General features: G+C 72.4%; 22 protein-coding genes and 2 tRNA genes. 15 read left to right on the top strand and 9 right to left on the bottom strand.

What is annotated here, in order from left to right:
* Nucleotides 1-98: 98 nt before the first annotated feature.
* The 3 genes from EDF18_RS12885 (at nucleotide 99) to EDF18_RS12895 (ending at nucleotide 4,490) form a co-directional block, all read left to right on the top strand.
* Nucleotides 99-3,005 (top strand): UPF0182 family protein, encoded by a 2,907-nt coding sequence (locus tag EDF18_RS12885; RefSeq protein WP_369878343.1) that lies wholly within the window; start codon nucleotides 99-101, stop codon nucleotides 3,003-3,005.
* 157 nt (nucleotides 3,006-3,162) lie between these two features.
* Nucleotides 3,163-3,239: transfer RNA gene (locus EDF18_RS12890), tRNA-Met, on the top strand.
* A gap of 102 nt (nucleotides 3,240-3,341) precedes the next feature.
* Nucleotides 3,342-4,490 (top strand): glycerate kinase, encoded by a 1,149-nt coding sequence (locus EDF18_RS12895; RefSeq protein WP_123548154.1) that lies wholly within the window; start codon nucleotides 3,342-3,344, stop codon nucleotides 4,488-4,490.
* 25 nt (nucleotides 4,491-4,515) lie between these two features.
* On the opposite strand, the gene EDF18_RS12900 is transcribed toward EDF18_RS12895, so the two are convergent.
* Nucleotides 4,516-5,715: an aminotransferase class I/II-fold pyridoxal phosphate-dependent enzyme gene (locus EDF18_RS12900; protein WP_123548155.1), complete on the bottom strand. Its 1,200-nt coding sequence runs from the start codon at nucleotides 5,713-5,715 to the stop codon at nucleotides 4,516-4,518.
* Nucleotides 5,716-5,874: 159 nt separating this feature from the next.
* Between EDF18_RS12900 and EDF18_RS12905 the strand changes: the two genes are divergently transcribed.
* The 6 genes from EDF18_RS12905 to EDF18_RS12930 all read left to right on the top strand — a co-directional run bounded on the left by EDF18_RS12905 (nucleotide 5,875) and on the right by EDF18_RS12930 (nucleotide 12,308).
* Nucleotides 5,875-7,665, top strand: a complete 1,791-nt coding sequence (locus tag EDF18_RS12905) for a S1C family serine protease (RefSeq protein ID WP_123548156.1) — start codon at nucleotides 5,875-5,877, stop codon at nucleotides 7,663-7,665.
* A gap of 147 nt (nucleotides 7,666-7,812) precedes the next feature.
* Complete coding sequence (locus tag EDF18_RS12910; RefSeq protein ID WP_123548157.1) at nucleotides 7,813-8,856, top strand: glycosyltransferase family 2 protein; 1,044 nt, start codon at nucleotides 7,813-7,815, stop codon at nucleotides 8,854-8,856.
* 9 nt (nucleotides 8,857-8,865) lie between these two features.
* The gene (locus tag EDF18_RS12915; RefSeq protein ID WP_123548158.1) at nucleotides 8,866-9,672 is read left to right on the top strand and encodes a CDP-alcohol phosphatidyltransferase family protein; all 807 of its coding nucleotides are present in this window, start codon (nucleotides 8,866-8,868) and stop codon (nucleotides 9,670-9,672) included.
* A complete protein-coding gene (locus EDF18_RS12920) occupies nucleotides 9,669-10,556 on the top strand; it encodes a glycosyltransferase family 2 protein (RefSeq protein ID WP_123548347.1) in 888 nt (295 codons plus the stop codon). The genes EDF18_RS12915 and EDF18_RS12920 overlap by 4 nt, the downstream gene beginning before the upstream one ends.
* 60 nt (nucleotides 10,557-10,616) lie before the next feature.
* Nucleotides 10,617-11,897, top strand: coding sequence for a CDP-glycerol glycerophosphotransferase family protein (locus tag EDF18_RS12925; protein WP_233569131.1), 1,281 nt, complete (start codon nucleotides 10,617-10,619; stop codon nucleotides 11,895-11,897).
* Between the two features lie 102 nt (nucleotides 11,898-11,999).
* Nucleotides 12,000-12,308, top strand: a complete 309-nt coding sequence (locus EDF18_RS12930; RefSeq protein WP_123548159.1) for a helix-turn-helix domain-containing protein — start codon at nucleotides 12,000-12,002, stop codon at nucleotides 12,306-12,308.
* Here EDF18_RS12930 and EDF18_RS12935 read toward each other — a convergent pair.
* From EDF18_RS12935 to EDF18_RS12955, 5 genes are all read right to left on the bottom strand, one after another.
* A complete protein-coding gene (locus tag EDF18_RS12935; protein WP_123548160.1) occupies nucleotides 12,298-12,582 on the bottom strand; it encodes a hypothetical protein in 285 nt (94 codons plus the stop codon). The genes EDF18_RS12930 and EDF18_RS12935 overlap by 11 nt on opposite strands.
* A 124-nt stretch (nucleotides 12,583-12,706) precedes the next feature.
* Nucleotides 12,707-13,495 (bottom strand): hypothetical protein, encoded by a 789-nt coding sequence (locus tag EDF18_RS12940; protein WP_233569132.1) that lies wholly within the window; start codon nucleotides 13,493-13,495, stop codon nucleotides 12,707-12,709.
* 9 nt (nucleotides 13,496-13,504) lie between these two features.
* Nucleotides 13,505-14,269 (bottom strand): ABC transporter ATP-binding protein, encoded by a 765-nt coding sequence (locus EDF18_RS12945; protein WP_123548161.1) that lies wholly within the window; start codon nucleotides 14,267-14,269, stop codon nucleotides 13,505-13,507.
* Nucleotides 14,269-15,066, bottom strand: a complete 798-nt coding sequence (locus tag EDF18_RS12950) for an ABC transporter permease (RefSeq protein ID WP_123548162.1) — start codon at nucleotides 15,064-15,066, stop codon at nucleotides 14,269-14,271. The genes EDF18_RS12945 and EDF18_RS12950 overlap by 1 nt, the downstream gene beginning before the upstream one ends.
* Nucleotides 15,067-15,115: 49 nt before the next feature.
* On the bottom strand, nucleotides 15,116-15,826 hold the full coding sequence (locus EDF18_RS12955) for an NTP transferase domain-containing protein (RefSeq protein ID WP_233569133.1): 711 nt from the start codon (nucleotides 15,824-15,826) through the stop codon (nucleotides 15,116-15,118).
* Nucleotides 15,827-16,189: 363 nt separating this feature from the next.
* Between EDF18_RS12955 and EDF18_RS16505 the strand changes: the two genes are divergently transcribed.
* Genes EDF18_RS16505 through EDF18_RS12970 form a run of 3 tightly spaced genes read left to right on the top strand, consistent with a single transcriptional unit; the run spans nucleotide 16,190 to nucleotide 19,545 of the window.
* Nucleotides 16,190-17,728 (top strand): ABC transporter ATP-binding protein, encoded by a 1,539-nt coding sequence (locus EDF18_RS16505; protein ID WP_233569134.1) that lies wholly within the window; start codon nucleotides 16,190-16,192, stop codon nucleotides 17,726-17,728.
* Nucleotides 17,704-19,269: an ABC transporter permease gene (locus EDF18_RS12965; protein WP_123548163.1), complete on the top strand. Its 1,566-nt coding sequence runs from the start codon at nucleotides 17,704-17,706 to the stop codon at nucleotides 19,267-19,269. The genes EDF18_RS16505 and EDF18_RS12965 overlap by 25 nt, the downstream gene beginning before the upstream one ends.
* A gap of 15 nt (nucleotides 19,270-19,284) precedes the next feature.
* Nucleotides 19,285-19,545 (top strand): DUF3039 domain-containing protein, encoded by a 261-nt coding sequence (locus EDF18_RS12970; RefSeq protein ID WP_123548164.1) that lies wholly within the window; start codon nucleotides 19,285-19,287, stop codon nucleotides 19,543-19,545.
* Nucleotides 19,546-19,573: 28 nt separating this feature from the next.
* On the opposite strand, the gene EDF18_RS12975 is transcribed toward EDF18_RS12970, so the two are convergent.
* The gene (locus tag EDF18_RS12975) at nucleotides 19,574-20,866 is read right to left on the bottom strand and encodes a nicotinate phosphoribosyltransferase (RefSeq protein WP_123548165.1); all 1,293 of its coding nucleotides are present in this window, start codon (nucleotides 20,864-20,866) and stop codon (nucleotides 19,574-19,576) included.
* Nucleotides 20,867-20,948: 82 nt separating this feature from the next.
* Here EDF18_RS12975 and murI point away from each other — a divergent pair, with 82 nt between their 5' ends.
* From murI to rdgB, 3 genes are all read left to right on the top strand, one after another.
* Nucleotides 20,949-21,806, top strand: a complete 858-nt coding sequence (murI, locus tag EDF18_RS12980; protein ID WP_123548166.1) for a glutamate racemase — start codon at nucleotides 20,949-20,951, stop codon at nucleotides 21,804-21,806.
* 112 nt (nucleotides 21,807-21,918) lie between these two features.
* A complete protein-coding gene (gene rph / locus EDF18_RS12985; RefSeq protein WP_123548167.1) occupies nucleotides 21,919-22,665 on the top strand; it encodes a ribonuclease PH in 747 nt (248 codons plus the stop codon).
* Nucleotides 22,662-23,264 (top strand): RdgB/HAM1 family non-canonical purine NTP pyrophosphatase, encoded by a 603-nt coding sequence (gene rdgB / locus EDF18_RS12990; RefSeq protein WP_123548168.1) that lies wholly within the window; start codon nucleotides 22,662-22,664, stop codon nucleotides 23,262-23,264. Before rph ends, rdgB begins: the two co-directional genes overlap by 4 nt.
* 162 nt (nucleotides 23,265-23,426) lie before the next feature.
* On the opposite strand, the gene EDF18_RS12995 is transcribed toward rdgB, so the two are convergent.
* Together EDF18_RS12995 and EDF18_RS13000 are read right to left on the bottom strand one after the other, a co-directional pair.
* Nucleotides 23,427-24,176, bottom strand: a complete 750-nt coding sequence (locus EDF18_RS12995) for a DedA family protein (RefSeq protein ID WP_123548169.1) — start codon at nucleotides 24,174-24,176, stop codon at nucleotides 23,427-23,429.
* Between the two features lie 40 nt (nucleotides 24,177-24,216).
* Nucleotides 24,217-24,298, bottom strand: a tRNA-Leu gene (locus EDF18_RS13000).
* Nucleotides 24,299-24,363: the final 65 nt, after the last annotated feature.

Consider the following 24,363-nt stretch of genomic DNA (forward strand, 5'->3'; position numbering starts at 1 on the left):
GGAGCGGCCCCCGTAGGATGGCCGTCCACGTCCCCTGATCCAGGAGCAACCACTTGACGTCACCTGCATCGTCGCGACCCGTACGACGCTCGCCCCGATTGCCCGTCCTGGTGACGGTGGCGGTCCTCGCCGCCCTGGTCATCGCCTTCTTCATCTTCTCGTCGCTGCTGACGGACTACCTCTGGTACGACCAGCTGGGCTTCGCCAACGTGCTGACGACCCAGTGGCTGGCCGGGGCGGCGATGTTCTTCGTCGGCTTCGTGGCCATGGCCGTGCCGGTGTGGGTGAGCATCGAGGTCGCGTTCCGGTTCCGGCCGGTCTACGCCAAGCTCAACTCGCAGCTCGACCGCTACCAGCAGGTCATCGAGCCGCTGCGCCGTGTCGTCGTCATCGGCGTCCCCGTGGTCCTCGGCCTGTTCGCCGGCATCGCCACGTCCACCAACTGGCAGACGACCCTCCAGTGGCTCAACCGCACGCCCTTCGGCCAGACCGACCCGCAGTTCGGCCTCGACGTGGGCTTCTACGTGTTCGAGCTGCCCTTCTACCAGGGCGTCGTCGGCTTCGCGTCGGCGGTCGTGCTGATCAGCGGCATCGCCGCGGTCGCCACGAGCTACCTGTACGGAGCGCTCCGCTTCTCGGGCCGCGACGTCCGCATCTCGCGGGTCGCGCGGATCCAGTTGGCCGTGACCGCCGCCGTCTACCTGCTGCTCCAGGGCGTCAGCCTGTGGCTCGACCAGTACGCCACACTCTCCGACGGCACCAACAAGCTCATCACGGGTGCCACCTACACCGACGTCGCGGCCGGCATCCCCGGAAAGCAGATCCTCGCGCTCGCCGCGGCGGTCGTCGCCGTGCTGTTCGTCGTGACCGCGATCATCGGCCGCTGGCGCCTCTCGGTCATCGGCACCGCCGCGTTGATCATCATCAGCATCATCGTCGGCGGCATCTACCCGTGGATCGTCCAGCGCTTCCAGGTCGAGCCCAGCGAGCGCACCGTCGAGTCGACGTACATCGACCGCAACATCCAGGCCACCCGGGACGCATACGGCGTCTCCGACGTCGAGGAGCAGCCGTACGACGCCGTGTCCGACGCCGAGGCGGGCGCCCTGGCCGGCGACGCGGTCACGACCGCGAACATCCGCATCATCGACCCGGCCCTCGTGACCGACGCCTTCGCCCAGCTGCAGCAGTACCGCCAGTACTACAGCTTCCCCGAGCAGCTCTCCGTCGACCGCTACACGATCGACGGAGCGACGCAGGACACGGTGATCGCCGTGCGCGAGCTCAACACCGACCAGCTCGGCAGCTCGGCCACGCCCTACAACACGACGTTCGTCTACACCCACGGCTACGGCGTCGTCGCGGCCTACGGCAACCAGCGCTCGGCCGACGGCCAGCCCGTGTTCCTCGAGTCGGGCATCCCCGTCAACGGCGCGCTCGGCGACGCGGACGAGTACGAGCCGCGGATCTACTTCGGCCAGGAGTCGCCCGCCTACTCGATCGTCGGCGGCGAGGGAGGCGACGACATCGAGCTCGACTACCCCTCGGGCAGCAACGACAACGGCACGAACCAGACGACGACCTTCAGCGGCGACGGCGGGCCCAAGCTCGACAGCGCCTTCAAGAAGCTCATCTACGCCATCAAGTTCCAGTCCGAGCAGGTCTTCCTGTCCGACGCCGTCAACGACGGCTCGCAGATCCTCTACGACCGCGACCCGGCGCAGCGGGTGCAGAAGGTGGCTCCGTACCTGACCATCGACAGCGCGCCCTACCCGGCCGTGGTCGACGGCAAGGTCAAGTGGATCGTCGATGCCTACACGACGACGCGCGAGTACCCGTATTCGAAGCCGCAGGCCCTGTCCGACGCGATCGCCGACACCTACACCGAGCGTCCCGTCTACGCGTCGAACGAGATCAACTACATCCGCAACTCGGTCAAGGCGACGGTCGACGCCTACGACGGGTCGGTCGACCTCTACGCCTGGGACACCGAGGACCCGATCCTCAAGACCTGGGAGAAGATCTTCCCGTCGACGGTCAGCCCGCTCAGCGACATGAGCGTCGAGCTCATGCAGCACGTCCGCTACCCGCAGGACATGTTCAAGGTGCAGCGCGCCATCCTCGGCACGTACCACGTCACCGACGCGGACTCGTTCTACTCGAGCGACGACGCGTGGGTCACGCCCAACGAGCCGACGAGCAACGCGGCCAGCCCGCCGCTGCAGCCGCCGTACTACCTGACGCTCCAGCTGCCCGACCAGGATCCGGCCTTCTCCATCTACTCGACGTACATCCCGCAGCAGTCGGGCGAGAACGCGAGGAACGTGCTGACCGGGTACCTGGCGGCCAACGCGGACGCCGGCTCGACGCCGGGGGAGATCTCGGAGAACTACGGGAAGCTCTCGCTGCTGACCTTGCCGAAGACCGACACGGTGCCCGGCCCCGGACAGGTGCAGAACAACTTCAACACCGACACGGCGGTCGCGAACCAGCTGGCGCTCCTCACCCGAGGTGACACGAGCGTCGTGCGGGGCAACCTGCTCACGCTCCCCGTCGGCGGGGGCCTGCTCTACGTCCAGCCGATCTACGTGAAGTCGAACTCCGAGACGTCGTACCCGGTGCTGCAGAAGGTGCTGGTCTCGTTCGGCGAGAAGATCGCCTTCGAGGACACCCTGAACGGCGCGCTCGACTCGCTGTTCGGCGGCAACTCCGGGGCGGTCGCCGGAGACGACGCCGTGCCCGAGACGGACGACGGCACGTCGACGGACACCGGCGGCGACACGGGCACCGACTCGGGGACCACCGACCCGGGCACGGCGACGCCGGCTCCGGACGCGGGCACCGACACGGGCAACTCGGCGCTGGACGCGGCCCTGGCCGACGCTCAGTCCGCGCTGGACGACCGTGCGGCGGCGTACGCGTCGAACGACCTGGTGGCGGCGGCGGAGGCCGACCAGCGCCTCCAGACCGCCCTCGAGGACGCGGTGGCCGCCAGCGGCCAGTGACGTCCTGACCTGACGGCGACGGCCGCCCCTCGACGAGTCGAGGGGCGGCCGTCGCCGTCTTCGCAGGCGCTCTGCGGATGACCAGGCTCGCCCGACAGCACCTCGCGCGACCTCGATTTGTGGCGCGTCAGATGGCGTGATAAGTTTCTTCTCGTGCCGCGGGGTGGAGCAGTTCGGTAGCTCGCTGGGCTCATAACCCAGAGGTCGTAGGTTCAAATCCTGCCCCCGCAACCAACGCAGCACCACGACAGAAGCCCTGATCACTCGATCAGGGCTTCTGTCGTTCCCGGCGTCCGACTCTCCCGTGCCTGGCGCCCGGTGTGCCAGCATGTCCCTGTGCCAGGCCTCGCCGTCGTCGTCGCGCCCGACTCCTTCAAGGGGACCGCGGGCGCCGCCGCCGTGGCCGCCTCCGTCGCCGAGGGGTGGCGCTCCGTGCGGTCGGGTGACCACGTGACCGAGCTGCCCCTGGCCGACGGCGGGGAGGGCACCCTCGATGCCCTCGAGTCCGCGCTCCCGACCTGCACGCGTCACGAGGTCGTCGTGCCCGGCCCCGACGGGCGGGCTGTCACCGCGTCCTGGCTGATGCTCCCCGACGGCACGGCCGTGGCCGAGCTCGCGTCGTCGAGCGGCCTCGGGCTCATGTCGGCGCCCGCGCCCCACGACGCCCACACGCGCGGCCTCGGCCGGGTGCTCGCCGACGCGCTCGACGCAGGTGCGCGGCGCCTCGTCGTCGGGCTGGGCGGCAGCGCGTCGACCGACGGGGGAGCCGGGCTCCTCACGGAGCTCGGCGCGCGCCTCCTCGACTCCCTGGGCGAGCCCGTCGTCGACGGGTCGCACGGGCTGGCCGCGACCGTGCGGGTCGACCTGTCCGGTCTCCGGCCCCTGCCCGCGGGCGGGGTCGAGATCTGGTCCGACGTGACGGCGCCGTTGCTGGGGCCGTGCGGCGCTGCTGCCGTGTTCGGTCCACAGAAGGGCGCCGGGCCCGACGACGTCCTGGCCCTCGAGCGTGCGCTCGAGGGCTTCGCCGTGCTGGTCGACGCCGATCCGTCGACGCCGGGCGCCGGGGCCGCGGGCGGGACGGGCTTCGGGCTCCTCGTCTGGGGCGCGACGGTCGTCTCCGGCGCCGAGGCGGTCGCCGAGGTCGTGGGGCTCGACCGCCTGGTCGCCGAGGCCGACCTCGTCGTCACCGGGGAGGGGCGGTTCGACGAGCAGACGGCGGGCGGCAAGCTCGTCTCGTGGGTCGCCTCCTCGGCTCGTGCCCTCGACGTGCCGGTCGCCTTGGTGGCCGGCCAGGTGGCAGCGGACCCGGCCGGGTTCGTGGACGTCGTCGACACGTCCGTCCTGGCCGGGGGAGCCGCCGCCTCGTGGGCGGAGCCGCAGCGGTGGCTCGCGGAGGCCGGCGCCGTGCTCGCCGAGCGCGCCACGGCACGCAGCGACACGGCCGGCGCGCGCCACGCGGCCGGTGCGGCCGGCGAGACCCCGTGAGTCGAGGAGGCGCCCTGCCCGCCCCTCAGACGCGCAGGGCCGCCAGCTGACGGGCCGCCTGCTCGAGCACCTCCGTGCGCTTGCAGAACGCGAACCGGATGCGCGACGCGTGCTCGACCGCCGCCTCCTCGTGGCAGAAGGCGCTGACGGGGACGCCGACGACGCCGGCGAGCTCGGGCAGTCGCCGGCAGAGGTCGGCGGCGTCCGGGAAGCCGAGCGGGGCGGCGTCGGCGACGACGAAGTAGCCGCCTCGGGACGGCGCGACCGAGAAGCCGGCTGCGGCGAGGCCGTCGGCGAGCACGTCCCTCTTGCGCTGCAGGCCGGCGGCGAGCCCCGCGAACCACTCGTCCGGCAGGCCCAGCCCCACGGCGATCGCGGGCTGGAAGACCGAGCCGTTCACGAACGTGAGGTACTGCTTCACCGTCATCACCTTCGACACGAGGTGCTCGGGGCCGGTGAGCCAGCCGATCTTCCAGCCCGTCGTGCTGAAGGTCTTCCCGCCGCTGGAGATGCTCAGGGTGCGCTCCGCGGCGCCCGGCAGGGTCGAGAGCGGCACGTGCGCGGCACCGTCGAAGAGCAGGTGCTCGTAGACCTCGTCCGTGACGAGGACGGCGTCGTGGCGGCGCGCGAGGTCGACCACGAGCTGCCTCGTCGCCGCGTCGCGCACCGTCCCCGTCGGGTTGTGCGGGTCGTTCACGATCACGAGGGCCGTGCGGTCGGAGAACGCCGCGCGCAGCTCGGCGTGGTCCACCGAGAACTCGGCCCCGCGCATCGTGACGGTGCGGTGCACCCCGCCGGCGAGGCCGATCACGGCTCCGTAGGCGTCGTAGAACGGCTCGAGGGTGACGACCTCGTCACCGTCGTCGACGAGGGCGAGGACCGTCGCGGCCAGTGCCTCGGTGGCGCCGGCCGTGACGAGCACCTCGCGTCCCGGGTCGAGCTCGATGCCGTAGAAACGCCGCTGGTGCTCGGCGACGGCCTCGAGCAGCTCGGGCCTGCCGCGACCGGGCGGGTACTGGTTCAGGCCGGCGTCGAGGGCGGCGTGGGCGGCGTCGAGCACGACCCGGGGGCCGTCCTCGTCGGGGAACCCCTGGCCGAGGTTGATCGCCCCGGTGCGGGCCGCCAGCGCGGACATCTCGGCGAAGACGGTGGGCGCGGCGCGGCCGGCACCGTCGAGCAGCATCGCGCCGCGCGCGGCACGTTCCCAGGGGGCAGGTGCAGTCATGGTGCTGTCACGGTACCCGCACGACCGGGCACCTCAGCGGGGGCAGGCCGACCCTCACCGGCGGACGCATAAGCTGACCGCAGCCCGCTCCCAGGCGGGTCTTATGCGCTGCACAGCTTCCGCGACCAGGCTGTCAGGGCTTGGAAGGAGCACACCCTCATGAACGAGACCCCCCGAGGCGCGGACGACCACGTCGGTCCCCACCACGACCACGACGCCGACGCGACGAACGAGGCGCCGACGACCGGGGGCCCCGCCGAGGAGGCGCGGGCCGACCGACCGGACGCCGCAGGCCTTCCCGAGACGGCCGCCACCGCCCCGCGCGGGCAGGAGCCCCCGGTGACGTTCGGCGCACCGCCCCTGCCGGGCAGCACGCCGGGATCCCTCGCCGACGAGGCGGCCGCGCGCGCCGGTTCGGCCGACGGGCGCCCTGCCGCGCCGCAGCAGCCTGGGACCTACCAACAGCCGGCGTCGTACCAGCAGCCTGCAGCCCAGCAGCAGCCGGCGTCGTACCAGCAGCCCGCCTCGTACCAGCAGCCCGCGGCCCACCAGCAGCCTGCGTCGTACCAGCAGCCTGGTTCCTACCAGCAACCTGGTTCCTACCAGCAACCGGCCTCGTACCAGCAGTCCTCGTCGTACCAGCAGGCGCCGCAGGGGTCGCAGTACGCGCAGGCGTCGTCGCAGCAGACGGACGCCTTCGGGCGGCCCGCCACGGGCGGAGCTCCCCAGGGTGCCGCCTCCTGGGCGCCTCCCACCTCGACGACGACGAAGCGCCGCGGCGGCAAGGGCGTCCTCGCGGCCGCCCTCGCCGTCGGCCTGATCGCGGGCGGCGCGCTCGGCGGAGTCGTGGGAGGAGTGGTCGCCGACGGACGCGGCGGCACGACCGCCTCGAGCGGCCCGTCGCGTGAGCTCACGGTCAACGACTACGACGACGCCACGGCCATCACGGCCGTCGCGGCCAAGGCCACGCCGTCCGTCGTCACCATCAACGTCGCGAGCGGATCGTCGGGCGGTACAGGGTCCGGCGTCATCGTGTCCGACGACGGCTACATCGTCACCAACACGCACGTCGTGACCCTCGACGGCGCGAGTGCCTCGGGCACGGTGACCGTCACCCTCAGCGACGGCAACATCCTGCCCGCAGAGGTCGTCGGCCTCGACCCCACCGTCGACCTCGCCGTCCTCAAGGTCGACGCCACGGGCCTCAAGCCCATCACCTTCGCCGACTCGTCCAAGCTCAACGTGGGCGACACCGCCGTGGCCATCGGTGCGCCCCTGGGCCTCTCGAACACCGTGACCGACGGCATCGTGTCGACCCTGAACCGCAGCATCACCGTCCAGTCCTCGGCCGCGCCGAGCGACGGCAGCGACCAGGGCGACCAGGGCGACAACAACGGCCAGGGGCCGTTCTCGTTCAACAACGGCGACGGGAGCACCCAGAACCAGGCGAGCAGCGTGATCTCGCTGCCGGTCATCCAGACCGACGCGTCGATCAACCCCGGCAACTCGGGCGGCGCGCTGCTCGACGCCGAGGGCGACCTGATCGGCCTCAACGTGGCGATCGCCAGCTCCGGCTCGTCCTCGGGCAGCATCGGCGTGGGCTTCTCCATCCCCTCCGCCCTCGTGCAGCGGGTCTCGAAGGAGATCATCGCGAACGGCAGCGCCACCCACGGCCTCCTCGGCGCGAGCGTCGACGACGCGGCCACGGCGCAGGGCGCCGACCGTGTCGGAGCGCTCATCGTCGAGATCAGCCAGGGAGGCGCGGCCCAGGAGGCGGGCCTGCGGGCCGGCGACGTGGTCACCGAGTTCAACGGCATCGCGGTCACGAGCCGCACCGACCTGACCGCCCAGGTCCGGTTCCTCGCCGGGGGCGCCACGGCCGAGCTGACGTACGTGCGGGACGGCGCGGAGGCCACCGCCCAGGTGACCCTGGACACGCTCACGAGCTGACCTCGGGGACGACACGGCTCCTCCTCAGGGCGGACCGGGGCACCTGTTGCCCCGGCCCGCCCTGCGGCCTTGGTAGGCTCGGCGGGATCTCCGCGGGGCTCCGGTCTCGTCCGCCAGCGCGTCAGCGCCGCATCCCGAGGCCCCTCCATGACCTTCCCCGACAGCTCGGCGCCCGGCGTGTCCTACGTCATGCCCGTGCTCAACGAGGAGCGCGAGATCCGCGCCGCGGTCGAGAGCCTCGTCGACCAGGACTACGAGGGGCCGTTCGAGGTCCTCCTGGCCCTCGGTCCGAGCGTCGACGGCACCAACGAGGTCGTCGCGGCGATGTCGGCCGCCGACCCCCGCATCCGCACGCTGCCCAACCCGGTCGGCTCCACGCCGGCGGGCCTGAACGTGGCCATCCGCGCCAGCGTCCACCCGATCACGGTGCGGGTCGACGCGCACTCGGTGCTCCCGCGCGACTACACGCGGCTGGCCGTCGACGCGCTGCGCCGCAGCGGCGCCGACAACGTCGGCGGCATCATGCTGGCCGAGGGGCGCACCCCCTTCGAGAAGGCCGTGGCCCGCGCGTACGGCAGCCGGGTCGGGCTCGGCGGCACCCCCCACCACGTCGGAGGTGCGGAGGGGCCGACCGAGACGGCCTACCTGGGCGTGTTCCTGCGCCACCGCCTCCTCGAGGTCGGGCTGTTCGACGAAGGCGTCAAGCGCGGCCAGGACTGGGAGCTCAACCGCCGCCTCCGCGCCACCGGGGGCACCGTCTGGTTCACGCCCGAGCTCGTGGTGACGTACCGTCCGCGACCCAGCCTCCGCAAGCTCGCCCGGCAGTTCGTCGCCACGGGGCTGTGGCGGGGCGAGCTCGCGCGGCGGTTCCCCAAGGCCAACACGCTCCGCTACCTCGTGCCGCCCGCGATGGTGGTGGGCGTCGCCCTGGGCGTGCTGGCCGGGCTGGTGGGCCTCGTCGGCGCGCTGACGGGGACGGCGGCGGCCTGGGCACTGCTCGGGCTCGTCGTGCCCGGTCTCTACGCCGCCTTCGTGGTGCTGGCCGCCGTCCTCGTGGCCCGGGGCGACGGTCTCCGCACGCGGCTGTGGTTTCTCGTAGTCTTGCCTTCCATCCACTTCGGCTGGGGGCTCGGCTTCGTGGCGGGGTTCCTCGACCTGACGGGGAACATCACCGCGCACACGGGAAGATAGCCTCACGCCATGACCGCGCTGCCCACGCGTCCCACGTCCATCGCCGAACTGCGACGGGTGGCTCAGCCGCCCGAGGTCCGCAGCCGTGCCAACGCCGAGCACTGGACGGCCTCGCTCTACCTGCGCGACGTCTCGCCCTACCTCACGTGGTGGCTGCTCAAGACGAGCGTCACCGCGAACGGCGTCACCGGGCTCATGATCCTCACGGGGTGGGCCACCGCCGCAGCGCTGCTCGTGCCCGGGATCGGCGGCGCGATGCTCGCCCTCGTCCTCGGCCAGCTGCAGATGCTGTTCGACTGCTGCGACGGCGAGGTCGCCCGGTGGCGGGGGACGAGCTCGCCGGCCGGGGTGTTCCTCGACAAGGTCGGGCACTACTCGACCGAGGCCCTCATCCCCCTGGCGCTCGGGGTCCGGGCGGCCGGCTGGCCGTTCGACGTGCCCGCCGACTGGCTCTGGACGACGCTCGGCACGGCGCTCGCGCTCGTCATCGTCCTCAACAAGGCCCTCAACGACATGGTGCACGTGGCCCGGGCCAACGCCGGCCTGACGCGCCTCGAGGACAAGCGCGGCGGCGCGACCGTCCCCAGCGGGCGCCTCCTGTCACGGCTCCGCTCCGCCGCCCGCTTCGTCCCGTTCCACCGGCTCTACCACTCCGTCGAGCTGACGATGCTCGCCTTCGTCGCCGCCCTCGTGGGGCTGGTCGCCGGCGAGCCCCTGGCGGACCGCGTGCTCGTGTCGCTGCTGCTGCCGTTGTCCGTGGTCGCCCTCGTGGGCCACTTCGTGGCCATCATGGCGTCGAAGAGGGTCCGCTCCTGAGCGGCGAGGCGGCTCGGTCGACACCTCGGGTCGGGGTCGTCAGCCTGACCCAGGGCCGCCGGCCCGACGACCTGCGCCGCGGCCTCGAGAGCGTCCTCGCGCAGGTCGGCGTCGAGGTCGACGTCGTGTGCGTCGGGAACGGCGGGGGCCCCGGCCCCGTGCCCGAGGGCGTGTCGGTCCTGACGCTCCCCGAGAACGTCGGCATCCCCGCAGGTCGCAACCGCGGCGCCGAGCGCGTGTCGGGCGAGTGGGTGTTCTTCCTCGACGACGACGCGAGCATCCCCTCCCCGACGTTCCTCGCCGACGCGATCGAGCTGATGCGGCGCGAGGGCGACGTGGGGCTCGTCCAGCCCCGGGTCGTCGACGCCTCCGGGGCCACCTCGCCCCGCCGCTGGATCCCGCGGCTGCGCAAGGGCGACCCTGCGGAGCCGAGCGACGTCTTCTCGGTCTGGGAGGGCGCCACGGTGATGCCTCGCCGGGTCTTCGACGCCTGCGGGGGCTGGGGCGAGCCCTACTTCTACGCCCACGAGGGCATCGAGCTCGCCTGGCGGGTCTGGGCGCAGGGCCTCCGGGTCCGGTACGAGGGCGGACTCGTGGCGCACCACCCCGCGATCGACCCCGCGCGCCACGCCGAGTACCACCGGCTCAACGCCCGCAACCGGGTGTGGCTCGCCAAGCGGAACCTGCCGTGGCCGCTCGTCCCCGTGTACGTCGGCAGCTGGACGGCGGTGCAGGTGCTGCGCTGGGCCTCGACGCCGGCCCGCCTCGGGGCCTGGTTCGGCGGCTGGGCCGAGGGCTGGCGCACGTCTCCCGGCGGCCGTCGGTCCATCGGTTGGGTAACGGTCCTGCGCATGTCCAGGTCCGGTCGACCCCCGGTGATCTAGCCTGGAACACCCCGGTGCGCGACGGTCGTCGGGCACATCAGCACCACAGGAGGACCCTCCGTGCCCTTGAAACGGGATCTCTCGCTCGCCAGGGGATTGGCCTCGCGCGCCTGGAAGTCGCGGCGTCAGCGCCGGCAGCTCGAGCGTCTCGGCGACGACCGCCGGCGCCCGGCGCCCGGGACGGTCCGCGTCGCCGTCTACTTCGCGGACACGGCGGTGAACATGTACCAGATCAGGCAGTGGTACGCGCCGCTGGCTCATCTCGCCGAGACCGTCCCCGTCGCCATCGTCGCGCGCTCGCCCGGCGCCATGCTCGCCCTGCTGGAGGAGTCGCCCGTCCCCGTCGTCTACGCCCGTCAGGTCGTCGACCTCGAGGACTTCGTCGGGTCGCATCCCCTGGCCATGACCCTGTACGTGAACCAGAACGCCAAGAACTTCCAGATGATGCGCTACGGGCGCATGTGGCACGTCTTCGTCAACCACGGCGAGAGCGACAAGATGTACATGACCACGAACCAGTTCAAGGCGTACGACTACGCCTTCATCGCAGGCGACGCCGCCCGGGCACGGCTCGAGGCCGCCCTCTGGGACTACGACCTCGACCGCCGTGCCGTGCCCATCGGCCGGCCCCAGGCCGACCACGCTGCGGGGACGCCCCCGTTCGAGCCGGACGACCGCATCGTCGTGCTCTACGCCCCGACCTGGGAGGGCGACCGTCCGGCGGCCACCTACGGGTCGATCGCGACGCACGGCGTCCGTCTGGCCGAAGCGCTGCTGGCGTCGGGGCGCCACCGGCTCGTCTACCGTCCGCACCCTCGCAGCGGGGTGGTCGACCGTGACTACCGTCGCGCGCACGAGGCGGTCGTCGCGGCGATCGAGGCCGCGAACGCGGCGACGCCCGGAGCCGGCCACGTCTACGACACCAGCCCCCAGCTCGGCTGGCAGCTCACGACCGCGGACGTCGCGATCACCGACGTCTCGGCGATGATCTACGACCGCCTCGCGACGGGCCGGCCCCTCCTCGTGACGAGGCCGGCGTCCGCCGAGGCCGACGTCGACGAACGAGGCTACCTCGGGGCCGCCGAGTGGCTCGAGGCCGCCGAGGCCGGCGACGTCGTCGACGTGGTGGACCGCGTCCGTGACGACCCGGAGGCCCGTCGACGCCTCGAGCACTGGGTCCGCCGGTATTTCGGCGACACGACTCCCGGCGCCGCCACGAGGCGGTTCGAGGAGGCGGTGCTGCAGCTCGTCGAGAGGAGGGACGACTTCGCCCGACGCGCCGATGCGGCGGACATCGACGCATCGGACACCGAGTCCTCGGGCGGCACGACCGCCTCCTAGGCTCGGTCCTTGGTCGTAGTCAGAGGCATGCAGCGCTCGTTGCCGTGGCATCCAGGCGTCTGGAATCTGGCACCGCATCGCTGAGGGGCGTATCCATGAGGCATGCCCGATCCCTCGTCGCCCGCCGCCCTGCTCTTCGGTGAACGTGTCCGCGGCGAGCGTCAGCGCCTCGGGCTCAGCCAGGACGAGGTCGCCCACCTCGCGGGGATGAACGTGTCGAACTACGGCAAGATCGAGCGCGGCGTCGGCAACCCCGTCCTCCACACGATCGTGCGACTCGCGGCGGTGCTCGGCGTCGACCCGGCCGTGCTGGTCGGCGGCATGTCGGGCGACCACCTGCCGCCTGTGCTCGAGGCGTTCTCGGCTGCCGACTACGTGGCGGAGCGGCGCGCCCGCGCCGTCAGAAGCTGAACCGCCAGAGGTACTCCTCCCGGGACGGCCGGAACCACCGCACGACGGCGATCGAGCTCGCCACGAGCTCGGGGCCGATGACGCTCAGGGCGAGGGACTGCCCTGGGGCCAGGGTGCCGGTGCTCACGGGCACCAGGAGGCCGGAGCCGAGCAAGGTGACCCTCAGGGACGACACGGTCTCGCTGCCGTCGTTGACGATGCGGACGACCCGCGGCCCGCGCGAGCGGTCGAGACGGAAGGGGACGCTGTAGGCGGTGGGAGCTGTCACGGTCATGCCGTGACGGTAGGTCGGACCCGCGACCCTTCCCGCTCCGCCCTGTGGAGTGCGCCCTGTCGGGGGAGGAACGACCTCGCGCCGCACGACGACGCCGCGGCGGTCCGTCGGGCCGCCAGGTGCGTCAGGCCCCGAGCTCGACCGGGAAGGAGGCGGGAGCCGGTCCGAACGCGTCCCTCGCGCTCGCGACGACCTTGCGCCCCAGCAGGTGGTTGCCGGTGCCGCCGACGACCGCGCCGATGCCGAACGGGACGGCCCTGCCGAGGACCGTGGCGGTCTGCGACGCGGCGAAGCGCCGGACGAAGTGCTTGCGGACGGTGTCGGTCAGTCCGCTGATGGCGGTCTTGGGGAGCTTCTGCGTGACCAGCTCGCCCCAGAACGCACTGCGCGCAGGGGCCGTGCCCAGCGCCTCCCCGGCGAACTGCCGGACGAGGGTCGCGCCGGGGGCGCCCATCATCATCGTCATGACGAGTGCCCGGGCGCGTTCCGGGTCGGTGACGGCGATGCCGTGCACCTCGGTGACGGACTGGGCGAACAGGGCGCTCGCCTCGAGGAACCCCGCGGTCTCCACCCCGGAGAGGGCGAGGGAGATGCCCCAGCCGACGCCGGGGATGACCGCGCTCGCCCCGACGGCCGCCCCGCCGGACGTGACGGCCGTCAGGTACTCGCGCTCGAGGATGCGGATGAGCTTGGCCGGGTCCGCCTTGCGGTGGCGGCGCCGCAGGGCCGCGACGTGCTTGACGACCACGGGCCGCTGGACGGCGAGGAGGCGGTCGAGACGACGCAGCCACGCCGAGTCGACGACCTGGCCGTCCTGCGACGCGGCCCGGTACGGCTCGGGAGACCCGGTAGCGGGATCGATGCGGACGATGTCGTCCTCGGCGGGACGGGGCGAGACGTGGCGATCGGGCATCACCGGATGCTACGCCGCGGGCCGGGGAGGATGATCGGAGGCATAGCGGGCGAGGGCCTCGTCGAGCGGGCCGTCGAAGACCAGCTCGCCCTTGTCGAGGTAGAGGCCCCGGGCGCAGAAGCGCTTGAGGTCGCGTTCGTTGTGCGACACGAGGAACAGCGTGCGGCCGTCGGCCAGCATCTGCTCGATGCGCCCGTAGCACTTCTCGCGGAAGGCCTTGTCGCCCACCGCGAGGACCTCGTCGACGAGGATGACGGGCTCCTCGAGCCGGGAGATGACGGCGAACGCGATCCGGACCTTCATGCCGCTCGAGAGGTGCTTGTAGGGGGTGTCGACGAACGCGGCGATCTCGGCGAAGTCGATGATCTCGTCGAAGCGCTCGTCGATCTCGTCCCGGCGCATGCCGTGCAGCCCCGCGGTGAGGTAGACGTTCTCGCGCACGGTGAGGTCGGCGACGAAGCCGCCGGTGATCTCGATGAGGGGGGCGACGCCTCCCGAGACCGAGACGGACCCCGTGTCGGGGAGGATGACCTCAGCCACGAGCTTGAGCAGAGTCGACTTGCCCTGCCCGTTGCGGCCCACGACCCCGATCGCCTCGCCCGCACGGACGTCGAACGAGACGTCGCGGAGGGCCCAGAACTCGCCGGGGCGCGACCGCCGGCTCGAGTCGGAGAAGAGGTCCTTGAAGGAGCGGCGTCCGCGACGGTTGCGGCGGAACCGGATGCCGACGCCCTCGACGCGGATCACGGGCTGGTCGCCGGTGGGGGGAGTCATCAGATCTCCTTCAGCACGGCGCGCTCGCTGGCCCGGAACACCGCGAGGCCGACGGCGAGGAGGAGCAGGCACATGCCGCCTCCGACGAGGACCTCGAGCAGGTCGAGCTGCTCGGGGAAGAACGCGGACCGGTAGAGGCCGAAGATCCCGCTCAGCGGGTTGAAGGCCGCGAGGAGGTGCAGGCTCTCGGGCAGGTCGCGGGTGCCGTAGATGATCGGGGACGCGTAGAAGAGGAACCGGAGGGCGAGCTTGGTCGCGCGTTCGAGGTCGCGGAAGAACACGACCAGGGGGGCGACGATCAGCCCCACGCCGGCGACGAGCACGGTCTGCATGACCATGGCGAGTGGCAGGAAGACCACCTGCCAGTGCAGCTCGGCTCGGCCGAGCACCGCGAACAGGGCGAGCACCGGCAGGCTCAGGGCGAACTCGATGCCCTTGGAGCCGACGAGGCGGAACACCCAGATCGTGCGGGGGATCTTCGTGGACCGCACCAACTTCGCCTCGCGGATGAAGGCGCGCGTGCTGTCGGAGACTGCTCCGTTGAACCACATCCACGGGAGGAGCCCGCTCAGCAGGAAGACGATGTACGGGTCCTCGCCGACCGATCGCTGGAACACCACCTGGAAGACGAAGAAGTAGATCCCCGCCATCACCAGCGGGTCGAGGATCGACCAGACGTAGCCGAGCGCCGACGTCGAGTACCGGACCTTGAGGTCGCGGCTGGTCAGCAGCCACAGCGTCTGCCGGTAGCGGGCGGCCCCGGTGCGCCGGGGACGATCGGCCAGGGCTGTGCTCACGGGTGTCCTCGGTCTCGGGGGACATCCCGGCCGACGGGGCGGGCCCCGGTCACACGAAGAGGTTCGCGCGCTCCAGGTCCTCGGCGAAGTCGACCTCGACGGCGTAGAGGTCGGAGATGTCCACGGGCTCAAAGAGTAGCCCGTCCTGCTCGATGGCCAGTTCGATGCCGCGCTCGAAGTAGTCCTGCGCGTCGACCTTGGCCAGCTGGCGCATGAGGACGGCCTTGTCGGCCTTGGCGACGAAGTTGATGCCGACCGCCTCGCCCAGGCCGCCCACGACCTGCTTCGACAGCTGCGCGATGTAGCCCTCGGCGGTGGTCGTGTACTTGACCTCTTCGTCGGAGACCTTCGAGGTGTTGACGGCGACGAACGACTGCTCGTCGCGGACCTGACGCGCGGCGCGGCGCAGCGCCTCGGGGTCGAACACGACGTCGCCGTTCATCCAGAGGACGCCGCCGGACGTGCTGGCACGCAGCGCGCGCAGCAGGCTCTTCGAGGTGTTCGTCTGGTCGTACTGCTCGTTGTAGACGAAGGAGGCGGTGGGGAACGCCTCGACGATGTGCTCGAACTTGTAGCCGACGACGACGGTGATGCGGGCGTCGGGCCCGAACGCCGACCGGATGTTGTCGAACTGCTGCTGCATGATGGTGCGGCCGTCGCTCAGCTCGGTGAGCGCCTTGGGGAGCGAACGACCGAGGCGGCTGCCGAGGCCGGCGGCCAGGATCACGATCTGGGGGGCGGTGCTGTCTGTCTTGCTCACGTCTGTCTCCTCGTGGGGCTGACTGTCTGCCTGTCGTTCCGTGCCGGCCGGTGGTGAGGGCCGTCACGGTGCGCCGCCTGGACCTCGGATCGGAGATCCGTGGGGCGGGCCCCGGGTCTGGACAGGTGTCGGTCGTGCTTCTGGGTCGTGCCCCGGGAGGTGCGGTCGGGCGCCGTCTGTGGCGCCCCTCCGTCTGGTGTTCGGGCGGCGTTCACCCTCGGGACTCGATGCGGACACGTCGTCGTGCTCGCCCAGACTACAGCGAGCGGTCGCTCAGCGGCAGGTGCTGGTCGAGGTCGTGTCCCTTTCGTGATCGTCCTCAGGGCGGGCGTGCCGGGCTCGCTCGCTTGGTACGGTGGTGCGATGGCTTCCGCGCGCGACGACCAGGAGGGTGCCCTGCATCCCGACGAGGCGACGCGCAGCGGCGGGGACGTGCTTCACCGGGGGGATCAGATGGACGACGAGGCGACGCCGACGGACGCACCGGACGGGGTGGCGACGGTCGACGGGCCCGGCCAGGGCACGACGGGCCAGCGGGAGCAGCCGGGACGCGAGCGGACCCCCTCCCGAGGAGGCGCGTCTCCCGCCCCGAGGAGCCCTCGGACCACGTCGGCCGGTCGCAAGCCCGCCTCGACCCGCACGGCTGCCGACCGGTCGGCCGCCGCCAAGAAGGCCGCGGCCACGCGGGCCGCGAACGCACGCGCCCGGGCGGCGGCTGCTGCCGCCGCGGCGGCCGAGGAAGCTGCCGCCGCCGAGGCCGCCGCCCAGGAGGCGGCCGTCGCCGAGGAGGCCGTGGCCGAGCTCGACGGCGTGCCCGCCGCCGAGGAGCAGGCCGTGGTCGAGTCCGACGACGTCGACGAGAGCGTGCCGGGCGTCGCCGTCGCCCTGCCGGCCGACGCCGACGGCGCGCCCGACGAGGCGGAGCCCGTCCAGGCCGACGACGATGGCGTCGCACTGGCGACCGCGCCCGACGAGCCGGCGGTCGAGACGGACGACGAGTCCGGGTCGGTCGACGCGGGCACGGACGACGAGTCCGGGTCGGTCGACGCGGGCACGGACGACGACGAGCTGCCGGCCGTGGTCACGGACGACGCGACGGGCCCCGACGAGGCGACCGCGCCTCCTGCCGACGACGCGGAGCGCCCCGTGGTCCTCTCGATCAAGGGGATCGCGAAGAGGTACGGCAGCACGGTCGCCGTCGAGGGCGTCGACCTCGAGGTGCGGGCCGGCTCGTTCTACGGCATCGTCGGCCCCAACGGCGCGGGCAAGACGACCACCCTCTCGATCGTCACCGGGCTCCTGCGACCCGACGCGGGCACCGTCTCGGTGCTCGGCTCCGACGTGTGGGACGACCCTGCGGCCGCCAAGCGCGCCCTCGGGGTGCTGCCCGACCGCCTCCGGCTCTTCGACCGACTCACGGGCGCCCAGCTCCTCTACTACTCCGCGACCCTCCGGGGACTCGACGGGGCCACGGCCCGCAAGCGCTCGGCGGACCTGGCGGCCGCCTTCGGGCTGCAGGACGCGCTCGGCCGTCTCGTCGCCGACTACTCGGTCGGCATGACGAAGAAGATCGCCCTCGCGGCGGCCGTCATCCACTCGCCCCGCGTGCTCGTGCTGGACGAGCCGTTCGAGTCGGTCGACCCGGTGTCGGCGGCCACGGTGACGGACGTGCTCCAGCGCTACGTCGCCGGCGGCGGCACGGTGCTGCTGTCGAGCCACAGCATGGACCTCGTCGAGCGCATCTGCGACAGCGTCGCGGTGATCGTCGACGGCCACGTACTCGCGAGCGGGACGGTCGACGAGGTCAGGGCCGGCCGATCCCTCGAGCAGACGTTCGTCGAGCTGGCCGGCGGCCGAGCCGTCACGGAGGGCATGGAATGGTTGCAGAGCTTCTCCGACTGAGGCTCCAGACGATCGCGAACACCGTCCGGCACGAGCCGCGCCGGCTGCTCGTCACGGTCGTGTCGGTCCTCCTCGTCCTCGGCGCCTCCTTCGCCGTGTCCGCCCTCGCGGGCTCGCTGCGCGACGATCCGCTCAGCGACGTCCGTGCGCTCGTCGTGGGCGCCGGGGCGCTCGTCCTCGTCGCCTACAGCGTGCTGCCGTTCGCGCGGGTCCGGCCCCCGTGGAGCGACCCCCGCCGCCTGGCCGTCCTGGGCGTGCCCGAGGGGTCGGCGGCCGTCGGACTCGCCCTCGGCGGTGCGGTCGGCCTGCCCGTGCTCGCCCTCGTCGCGGTCGCTCCCGGCTACGTGCGCTCGTGGGGCGAGGGCCAGGGCATCGCGTCGCTCGCGGTCCTCGCCGTCGTCCTCGCCGGTGCCACGGCCTACCTCGCGTCACTGGTGGCGGCGACGATCAACAGCGTCGTCCTCACCACCCGCCGGGCTCGTCAGTTCCTGGTCGCGGGGGGCGTGGTGGTCGCGGTGCTGCTCGTGCCCCTCGTCATCGACCTGGTCCGTGCCACCCTCCCCGGCGGCAGGACGAGCGGGGTCGTCGCCGACGTGCTCGCCTGGACCCCGTTCGGCGCCGCCCTCGCCCTCCCGGGTCACGCCGCGGTCGGCGAGACGGGCCGGGTCGTCGCGGACCTCGTGGTGGCGGTCGTCACCCTCGTCGCCCTCTGGCTCGCGTGGCGGGCGCTCGTGGCCCGCGCCTTCGTCGACCAGCCCGAGCCCGACGTCGCGGACGACGCGGCCGGCCTCGGCTGGTTCGAGTTCGTCCGGGCGAGCCCGACCGGTGCCGTCGCGGGCCGGAGCCTGACCTACTGGATGAGGGACGCGCGCTACCGCATGTCCCTCGTCATCATCCCGATCCTGCCGCTGCTCGTCGTCCCGCTCGGCATCGCGGGGATCAGCTGGCACTGGCTCGCGCTCCTGCCGGTGCCGCTCATGTGCCTCATCCTCGGGTTCCTCCCGCACAACGACGTCGCGTACGACAGCACCGCCCTGTGGCTGCACGTCGCGGCCGGCACGCGGGGCCTCGCGGACCGCGTGGGCCGCCTCGCGCCTCCTCTGCTCATCGGGGTGCCGCTCGTCGTGCTCGGCTCGCTCGTCGCCACGTGGCTCTTCGGCGACCGGGGCGCCCTGCTGCCCGAGATCGGGGTGTCCGCCGGGCTGCTGCTGAGCGGCCTGGGGCTGTCGAGCATCGTCTCGGCCGCGATGCCCTACGCGGCGGTGCGTCCGCACGACGACCCGTTCCAGCAGCCCCAGGCACACGGCAGCGCCTCGGTGACGGCCCAGGTCACGATGATCGGAGGGGCTGTCCTCGCGACGTCCCCGTCGCTCTGGTTCGCCGGCCGCTACCTGCTGCAGGGGCAGCAGGACGCCGACATGTGGTCGTTCGTCACGGGGCTCGCCGCCGGCGTCGTCGTGCTCGTCGTCGGCGTCGCGATCGGCTCGCGCACGTTCACTCGTCGTGCGCCCGAGCTGCTCGCCTTCACCCTGCGCAGCTGACGTACGATGGTCGCCATGAGCGACACACAGACCGGCGGCGGACTCGACGTCCTGGATCGCGAGCTCGAGAAGCTCCTCACCGAGGACGCCGTCGACCCCGGCGACCACGAGCGCTTCTCGCACTACGTGAAGAAGGACAAGATCATGGAGTCCGCGCTCAGCGGCAAGCCCGTCAAGGCGCTCTGCGGCAAGAAGTGGACGCCGGGGCGCGACCCCGAGAAGTTCCCCGTCTGCCCGACCTGCAAAGAGGTCTACGAGAAGATGAAGTCCGAGTAGGTCCCGTCCGTCACCCGGCAGGCACCGCTCACTCGTAGACCGTCGGCAGCACGGGGTCGCCCAGGCCGAGCCGGAACGCGCTCGGCGGCAGCTCGTCGACGGCGGCCTGACGGTGGTCCCGCGCGCGCTGCACGCCCTGCGGCCCGGTCCAGCGGTCGTCGACCACGCCGTCGGTGACGAGCGACACGAGCAGCGGTCGCTCCTCGCCCTCGCCCGGGCCCCCGTCGCCGATGCGCACGAGCTCGGTCGTCGCGACGCCGTCGACGAGCACGCGCACCGGTGCCTTGCGGCCGCCGATGGTCGCCTTGTCCGCGGACTTCTTCGCCACCGACGCCCACTCGCCGTCGGTGCCCTGACGGGCGACCAGCTTGAAGACCATCCCGGCCGCCGGGTGGCCCGAGCCCGACACGACGGACGTGCCGACGCCGTAGCTGTCGACCGGCGCCGCCCGCAGCGCCGCGATCGTGTACTCGTCGAGGTCGTTCGTCACGGTGATCTTCGTGCCCGTGGCGCCGAGGTCGTCGAGCTGCGCGCGCACCTGCGACACGAGCGCAGGGAGGTCGCCGCTGTCGATGCGGACCGCGCCGAGGCCGGTGCCGGCGACCTCGACGGCCGTGCGCACCGCCGCCGGGATGTCGTAGGTGTCGACGAGCAGCGTCGTGCCGGGCCCGAGGCTCGCGACCTGCGCCTCGAACGCCTCGCGCTCGGTGTCGTGCAGGAGGGTGAAGGCGTGGGCGGCGGTGCCCATCGTCGGGACGCCCCAGGTGCGTCCTGCCTCCAGGTTGCTCGTGGCGACGAAGCCCGCGACGTAGGCGGCCCGTGCCGCCGCCACGGCGCTGCGCTCGCCGGTGCGCCGCGAGCCCATCTCGGCCAGCGGCCGGCCGTCGGCCGCCGAGACCATCCGTGCCGCGGCGCTCGCGACGGCGGAGTCGTAGTTGAAGACGCTGAGGGCGAGCGTCTCGAGCAGCACGCCCTCGGCGAAGGTCGACTCGACGACGAGGAGGGGCGAGCCCGGCAGGTACACCTCGCCCTCGGCGTAGCCGCGGATGTCGCCCGAGAAGCGGTAGTCGGCGAGCCAGTCGACGGTGCGGTCGTCGACGATGCGGCCGTCGCGCAGCCAGGCGAGCTCGGCGTCGCCGAACCGGAACTGCGTCAGCTCGGCGAGGAAGCGCCCGGTGCCGGCCACGAGGCCGTAGCGGCGACCCTGGGGGAGGCGGCGGGCGAAGAGCTCGAACACGCATCGTCGGTCGGCGGTGCCGGCCTTGAGGGCCGCCTCCACCATCGTGAACTCGTAGCGGTCGGTCAGCAGGGCACTGGTCACCTCTCCACCCTAGGCGGGGGGAGGGGGCCGGGACCAGGGCGCCCGGGTGCGGCGCGCCTCCGTCCGGGTAGGCTCGACGACCGTGACGCACGCACCCATCGGAGTCTTCGACAGCGGCGTGGGCGGCCTGACCGTCTCGCGGGCGATCATCGACCAGCTGCCGCGCGAGTCCGTGCTCTACGTCGGCGACACCGCCCACTCGCCCTACGGCCCGAAGCCCATCGCCGAGGTGCGCGAGTACGCGCTCGCCGTCATGGACGACCTCGTCGCCCAGGGCGTCAAGCTGCTCGTGATCGCCTGCAACACCGCCTCGGCCGCGGTCCTCCGCGACGCGCGCGAGCGCTACACGACGGGTGCCGGCATCCCGGTCGTCGAGGTCATCCAGCCGGCCGTGCGCTCCGCCGTGGGCCAGACGCGGAACAAGCGCATCGGGGTCGTCGGCACCGAGGGCACCGTCCGCTCGCGCGCCTACGAGGACGCCTTCGCGGCGGCCTCCGACCTGCAGCTCTTCACGCAGGCGTGCCCGCGGTTCGTCGAGTTCGTCGAGGCGGGCGACACCTCGAGCCCCGAGCTGCGCGAGGTCGCCGCGGGCTACCTCGCACCGCTCCGCGAGGCCGGCGTCGACACGCTCGTGCTCGGCTGCACCCACTACCCGCTGATGTCGGCCGCCATCCAGTACGTGATGGGGCCGGAGGTGCGCCTCGTCTCCAGCGCGGACGAGACGGCCGCCGACGTCTACCGCACCCTCGTCGACCACGACCTCGAGGCGCCGGCCGGCAGCGTGCCGCACTACGAGTTCGAGGCCACCGGTGCGGACGAGGCGGCGTTCCTGCGGCTGGCGAAGCGGTTCCTCGGGCCCGAGGTGTCGCGCGTCGGCCACCTCGAGACCGGCGCCATCGAGCTGCCGGGCGGGCTGCGCGCCGGCGGTCCGCGCGCCTGACCGCGCCGCCACGGCCTGCCCGCTCCGCACCGCCCCGCACCGCCCCGCGCCGCTCCGCACTGCACGAGACCACGCCAGACCACACCAGATAGACCCGACCAGGGGAGACACCATGACCGAGACCACCACCGACCTCGTCCGCGCCGACGGCCGCCGCGCCGACCAGCTGCGACGCGTCACCATCGAGAAGGGCTGGAGCGCGCAGGCCGAGGGGAGCGCCCTGGTGTCGTTCGGCGACACGAAGGTGCTGTGCACCGCCTCCTTCACGAACGGCGTGCCGCGCTGGCTGGCCGGCAAGGGCAAGGGCTGGGTCACGGCCGAGTACGCCATGCTGCCGCGCGCGACCGGCTCGCGGAACGACCGCGAGAGCGTCAAGGGCAAGATCGGCGGACGCACCCACGAGATCTCCCGCCTGATCGGTCGCAGCCTCCGGGCCGTGGTCGACACGAAGGCCCTCGGCGAGAACACCATCGTGCTCGACTGCGACGTGCTCCAGGCCGACGGCGGCACGCGCACGGCCGCCATCACGGGCGCCTACGTCGCGCTCGCCCAGGCGATCGAGTGGGGCCGCGAGAAGAAGTTCATCGCCCAGAAGGCGGCCCCGCTGACCGACAGCGTCGCCGCCGTCTCGGTCGGCATCGTCGACGGCGTCCCGCTGCTCGACCTCGCCTACGTCGAGGACGTCCGCGCCGAGACCGACATGAACGTCGTCGTCACGGGCTCCGGCCTCTTCGTCGAGGTGCAGGGCACGGCCGAGGGAGCGCCCTTCGACCGGCGCGAGCTCGGCGAGCTGCTCGACCTGGCCGTCGCCGGCGGCGCCGACCTGACCACCCTCCAGGCGGAGGTGCTGGGCGCGTGACGCAGGTCGTCATCGCCACGCACAACCAGGGCAAGGTCCGAGAACTGCGGCTGCTGCTCGCCGAGACCGCACCTGGTGTGGAGCTGGTCGCCTACGACGGCCCGGAGCCCGTCGAGGACGGCGACACGTTCGCCGCGAACGCGCTGATCAAGGCACGCGCGGCGGCGGCCCACACCGGGCTGCCGGCGCTCGCCGACGACAGCGGCATCTCGGCCCACGCCCTCGGGGGCGCGCCCGGCATCCACTCGGCGCGCTACGCCGGCACCCGTGACGACGACGACAACATCGACCTGCTGCTGGCGAACCTGGTCGGCGTGCCCGACCGCTCGGCGCACTTCTCGTGCGCGGCGGCGCTCGTCGTGCCCGCGTCGGCGGACGGCACGGTCGCCGCCCGCGAGCTGGTGGAGCAGGGCGAGTGGCCGGGCGAGGTCCTGGAGGCGCGGGTCGGCACGGGCGGACACGGGTACGACCCCGTGTTCCGGCCCGAGGGCGAGACCCGCAGCGCGGCCGAGCTCACCCCGGACGAGAAGAACGCGGTCAGCCATCGGTCGCGGGCGTTCCGCGCCATCGCGCCGCACGTCGCGGCCCTCCCGGGCTGACCGCCTCTGCTGTTGCCCGCGGGCTGGCTGAGCCCTCGCGGGCCCGACCGCGCGGGCAACTCAGGAAGCGCCTCGACGGGGTTCGTGAACGCTGCAGCAGACAGGAAGATCGGCACCTGATCCGCGAGGATCAGGACCGATCTTCCTGAATGAGGAGGGGGGTCAGGCCTGCGTGGGCGTCTGGCCTGTGGGGGAGTCGACGGGCGCCGACTCGACTGCCGCGGCGTCGACCTCGGCGTCGGGGGTCGTGTCGTCGGCCTCGTGCTTCTTGGCCGTGTGCACGCCGTGGAAGTAGTGGATCGCGACGGGGATCAGCGTCGCGAGCACGGCGCCCAGCAGGATCAGATCGATGTACGAGCTGACGAAGTCGGCGACGGGCGGGATGTGGCCGATGCCGAAGCCGAGCATGGTGACGCCGAAGCCCCAGAGGACCGCGCCGATGCCGTTGTAGAGCGAGTAGCGCCGGTAGCTCATGTGCCCGACGCCGGCCATGATCGGCGCGAAGGTGCGGACGACCGGCACGAACCGGGCGATGATGACCGCGAGCGGGCCGAAGCGCTCGAAGAAGGCGTTCGTCCGGTTCACGTTCGCCTTGCTGAACAGCCCGCTCTCCTTCCGCTCGAAGATGCGCGGCCCGATCTTGTGGCCGATCAGGTAGCCGAGCTCGCCGCCGGCGAAGGCGGCGATGCCGATGAAGATCGCGATGAGCCAGATCGGCAGGCCGAGGGCGCCGGGGTTCGTGGCCGCCAGGATGCCCGTGATGATGAGCAGGGTGTCGCCGGGGAACAGGAACCCGATCAACAGCCCGGTCTCGGCGAAGACGAGCAGGCAGACGCCGAGCACGGCCCACGGGCCGAACGCCGACAGGAGGTACTCGGGGTCGAGCCACGAGATGGTCGCCAGGGGCAGCATGGGTCTCTTTCTCGAGGTGCCGGGAGGCCCAGGCTACTCGTGCGGGAGAAGGGACTTGAACCCTCACGCCCGAAGGCACAGGAACCTAAATCCTGCGTGTCTGCCAGTTTCACCACTCCCGCGGGCAGGACCGAGTGTACCGACGAGCACGAGCACGAGCACGAGCACGAGGCGGCGACGGCCTGGG

This window comes from Frigoribacterium sp. PhB107 (genome assembly GCF_003751515.1).
Taxonomy (GTDB): Bacteria; Actinomycetota; Actinomycetes; order Actinomycetales; family Microbacteriaceae; genus Frigoribacterium.

Bases quoted from the DNA above. Each gene is read 5' to 3' on its own strand.
- EDF18_RS12905 (WP_123548156.1), top strand. From the start codon at position 5,875: ATGAACGAGACCCCCCGAGGCGCGGACGACCACGTCGGTCCCCACCAC.
- EDF18_RS12945 (WP_123548161.1), bottom strand. From the start codon at position 14,269: ATGACTCCCCCCACCGGCGACCAGCCCGTGATCCGCGTCGAGGGCGTC.
- EDF18_RS12995 (WP_123548169.1), bottom strand. From the start codon at position 24,176: ATGCTGCCCCTGGCGACCATCTCGTGGCTCGACCCCGAGTACCTCCTG.
- EDF18_RS12965 (WP_123548163.1), top strand. From the start codon at position 17,704: ATGGTTGCAGAGCTTCTCCGACTGAGGCTCCAGACGATCGCGAACACC.
- EDF18_RS12915 (WP_123548158.1), top strand. From the start codon at position 8,866: ATGACCGCGCTGCCCACGCGTCCCACGTCCATCGCCGAACTGCGACGG.
- EDF18_RS12970 (WP_123548164.1), top strand. From the start codon at position 19,285: ATGAGCGACACACAGACCGGCGGCGGACTCGACGTCCTGGATCGCGAG.
- EDF18_RS12940 (WP_233569132.1), bottom strand. From the start codon at position 13,495: ATGCCCGATCGCCACGTCTCGCCCCGTCCCGCCGAGGACGACATCGTC.
- EDF18_RS16505 (WP_233569134.1), top strand. From the start codon at position 16,190: ATGGCTTCCGCGCGCGACGACCAGGAGGGTGCCCTGCATCCCGACGAG.
- EDF18_RS12930 (WP_123548159.1), top strand. From the start codon at position 12,000: ATGCCCGATCCCTCGTCGCCCGCCGCCCTGCTCTTCGGTGAACGTGTC.
- EDF18_RS12935 (WP_123548160.1), bottom strand. From the start codon at position 12,582: ATGACCGTGACAGCTCCCACCGCCTACAGCGTCCCCTTCCGTCTCGAC.
- EDF18_RS12910 (WP_123548157.1), top strand. From the start codon at position 7,813: ATGACCTTCCCCGACAGCTCGGCGCCCGGCGTGTCCTACGTCATGCCC.
- rph (WP_123548167.1), top strand. From the start codon at position 21,919: ATGACCGAGACCACCACCGACCTCGTCCGCGCCGACGGCCGCCGCGCC.
- EDF18_RS12900 (WP_123548155.1), bottom strand. From the start codon at position 5,715: ATGACTGCACCTGCCCCCTGGGAACGTGCCGCGCGCGGCGCGATGCTG.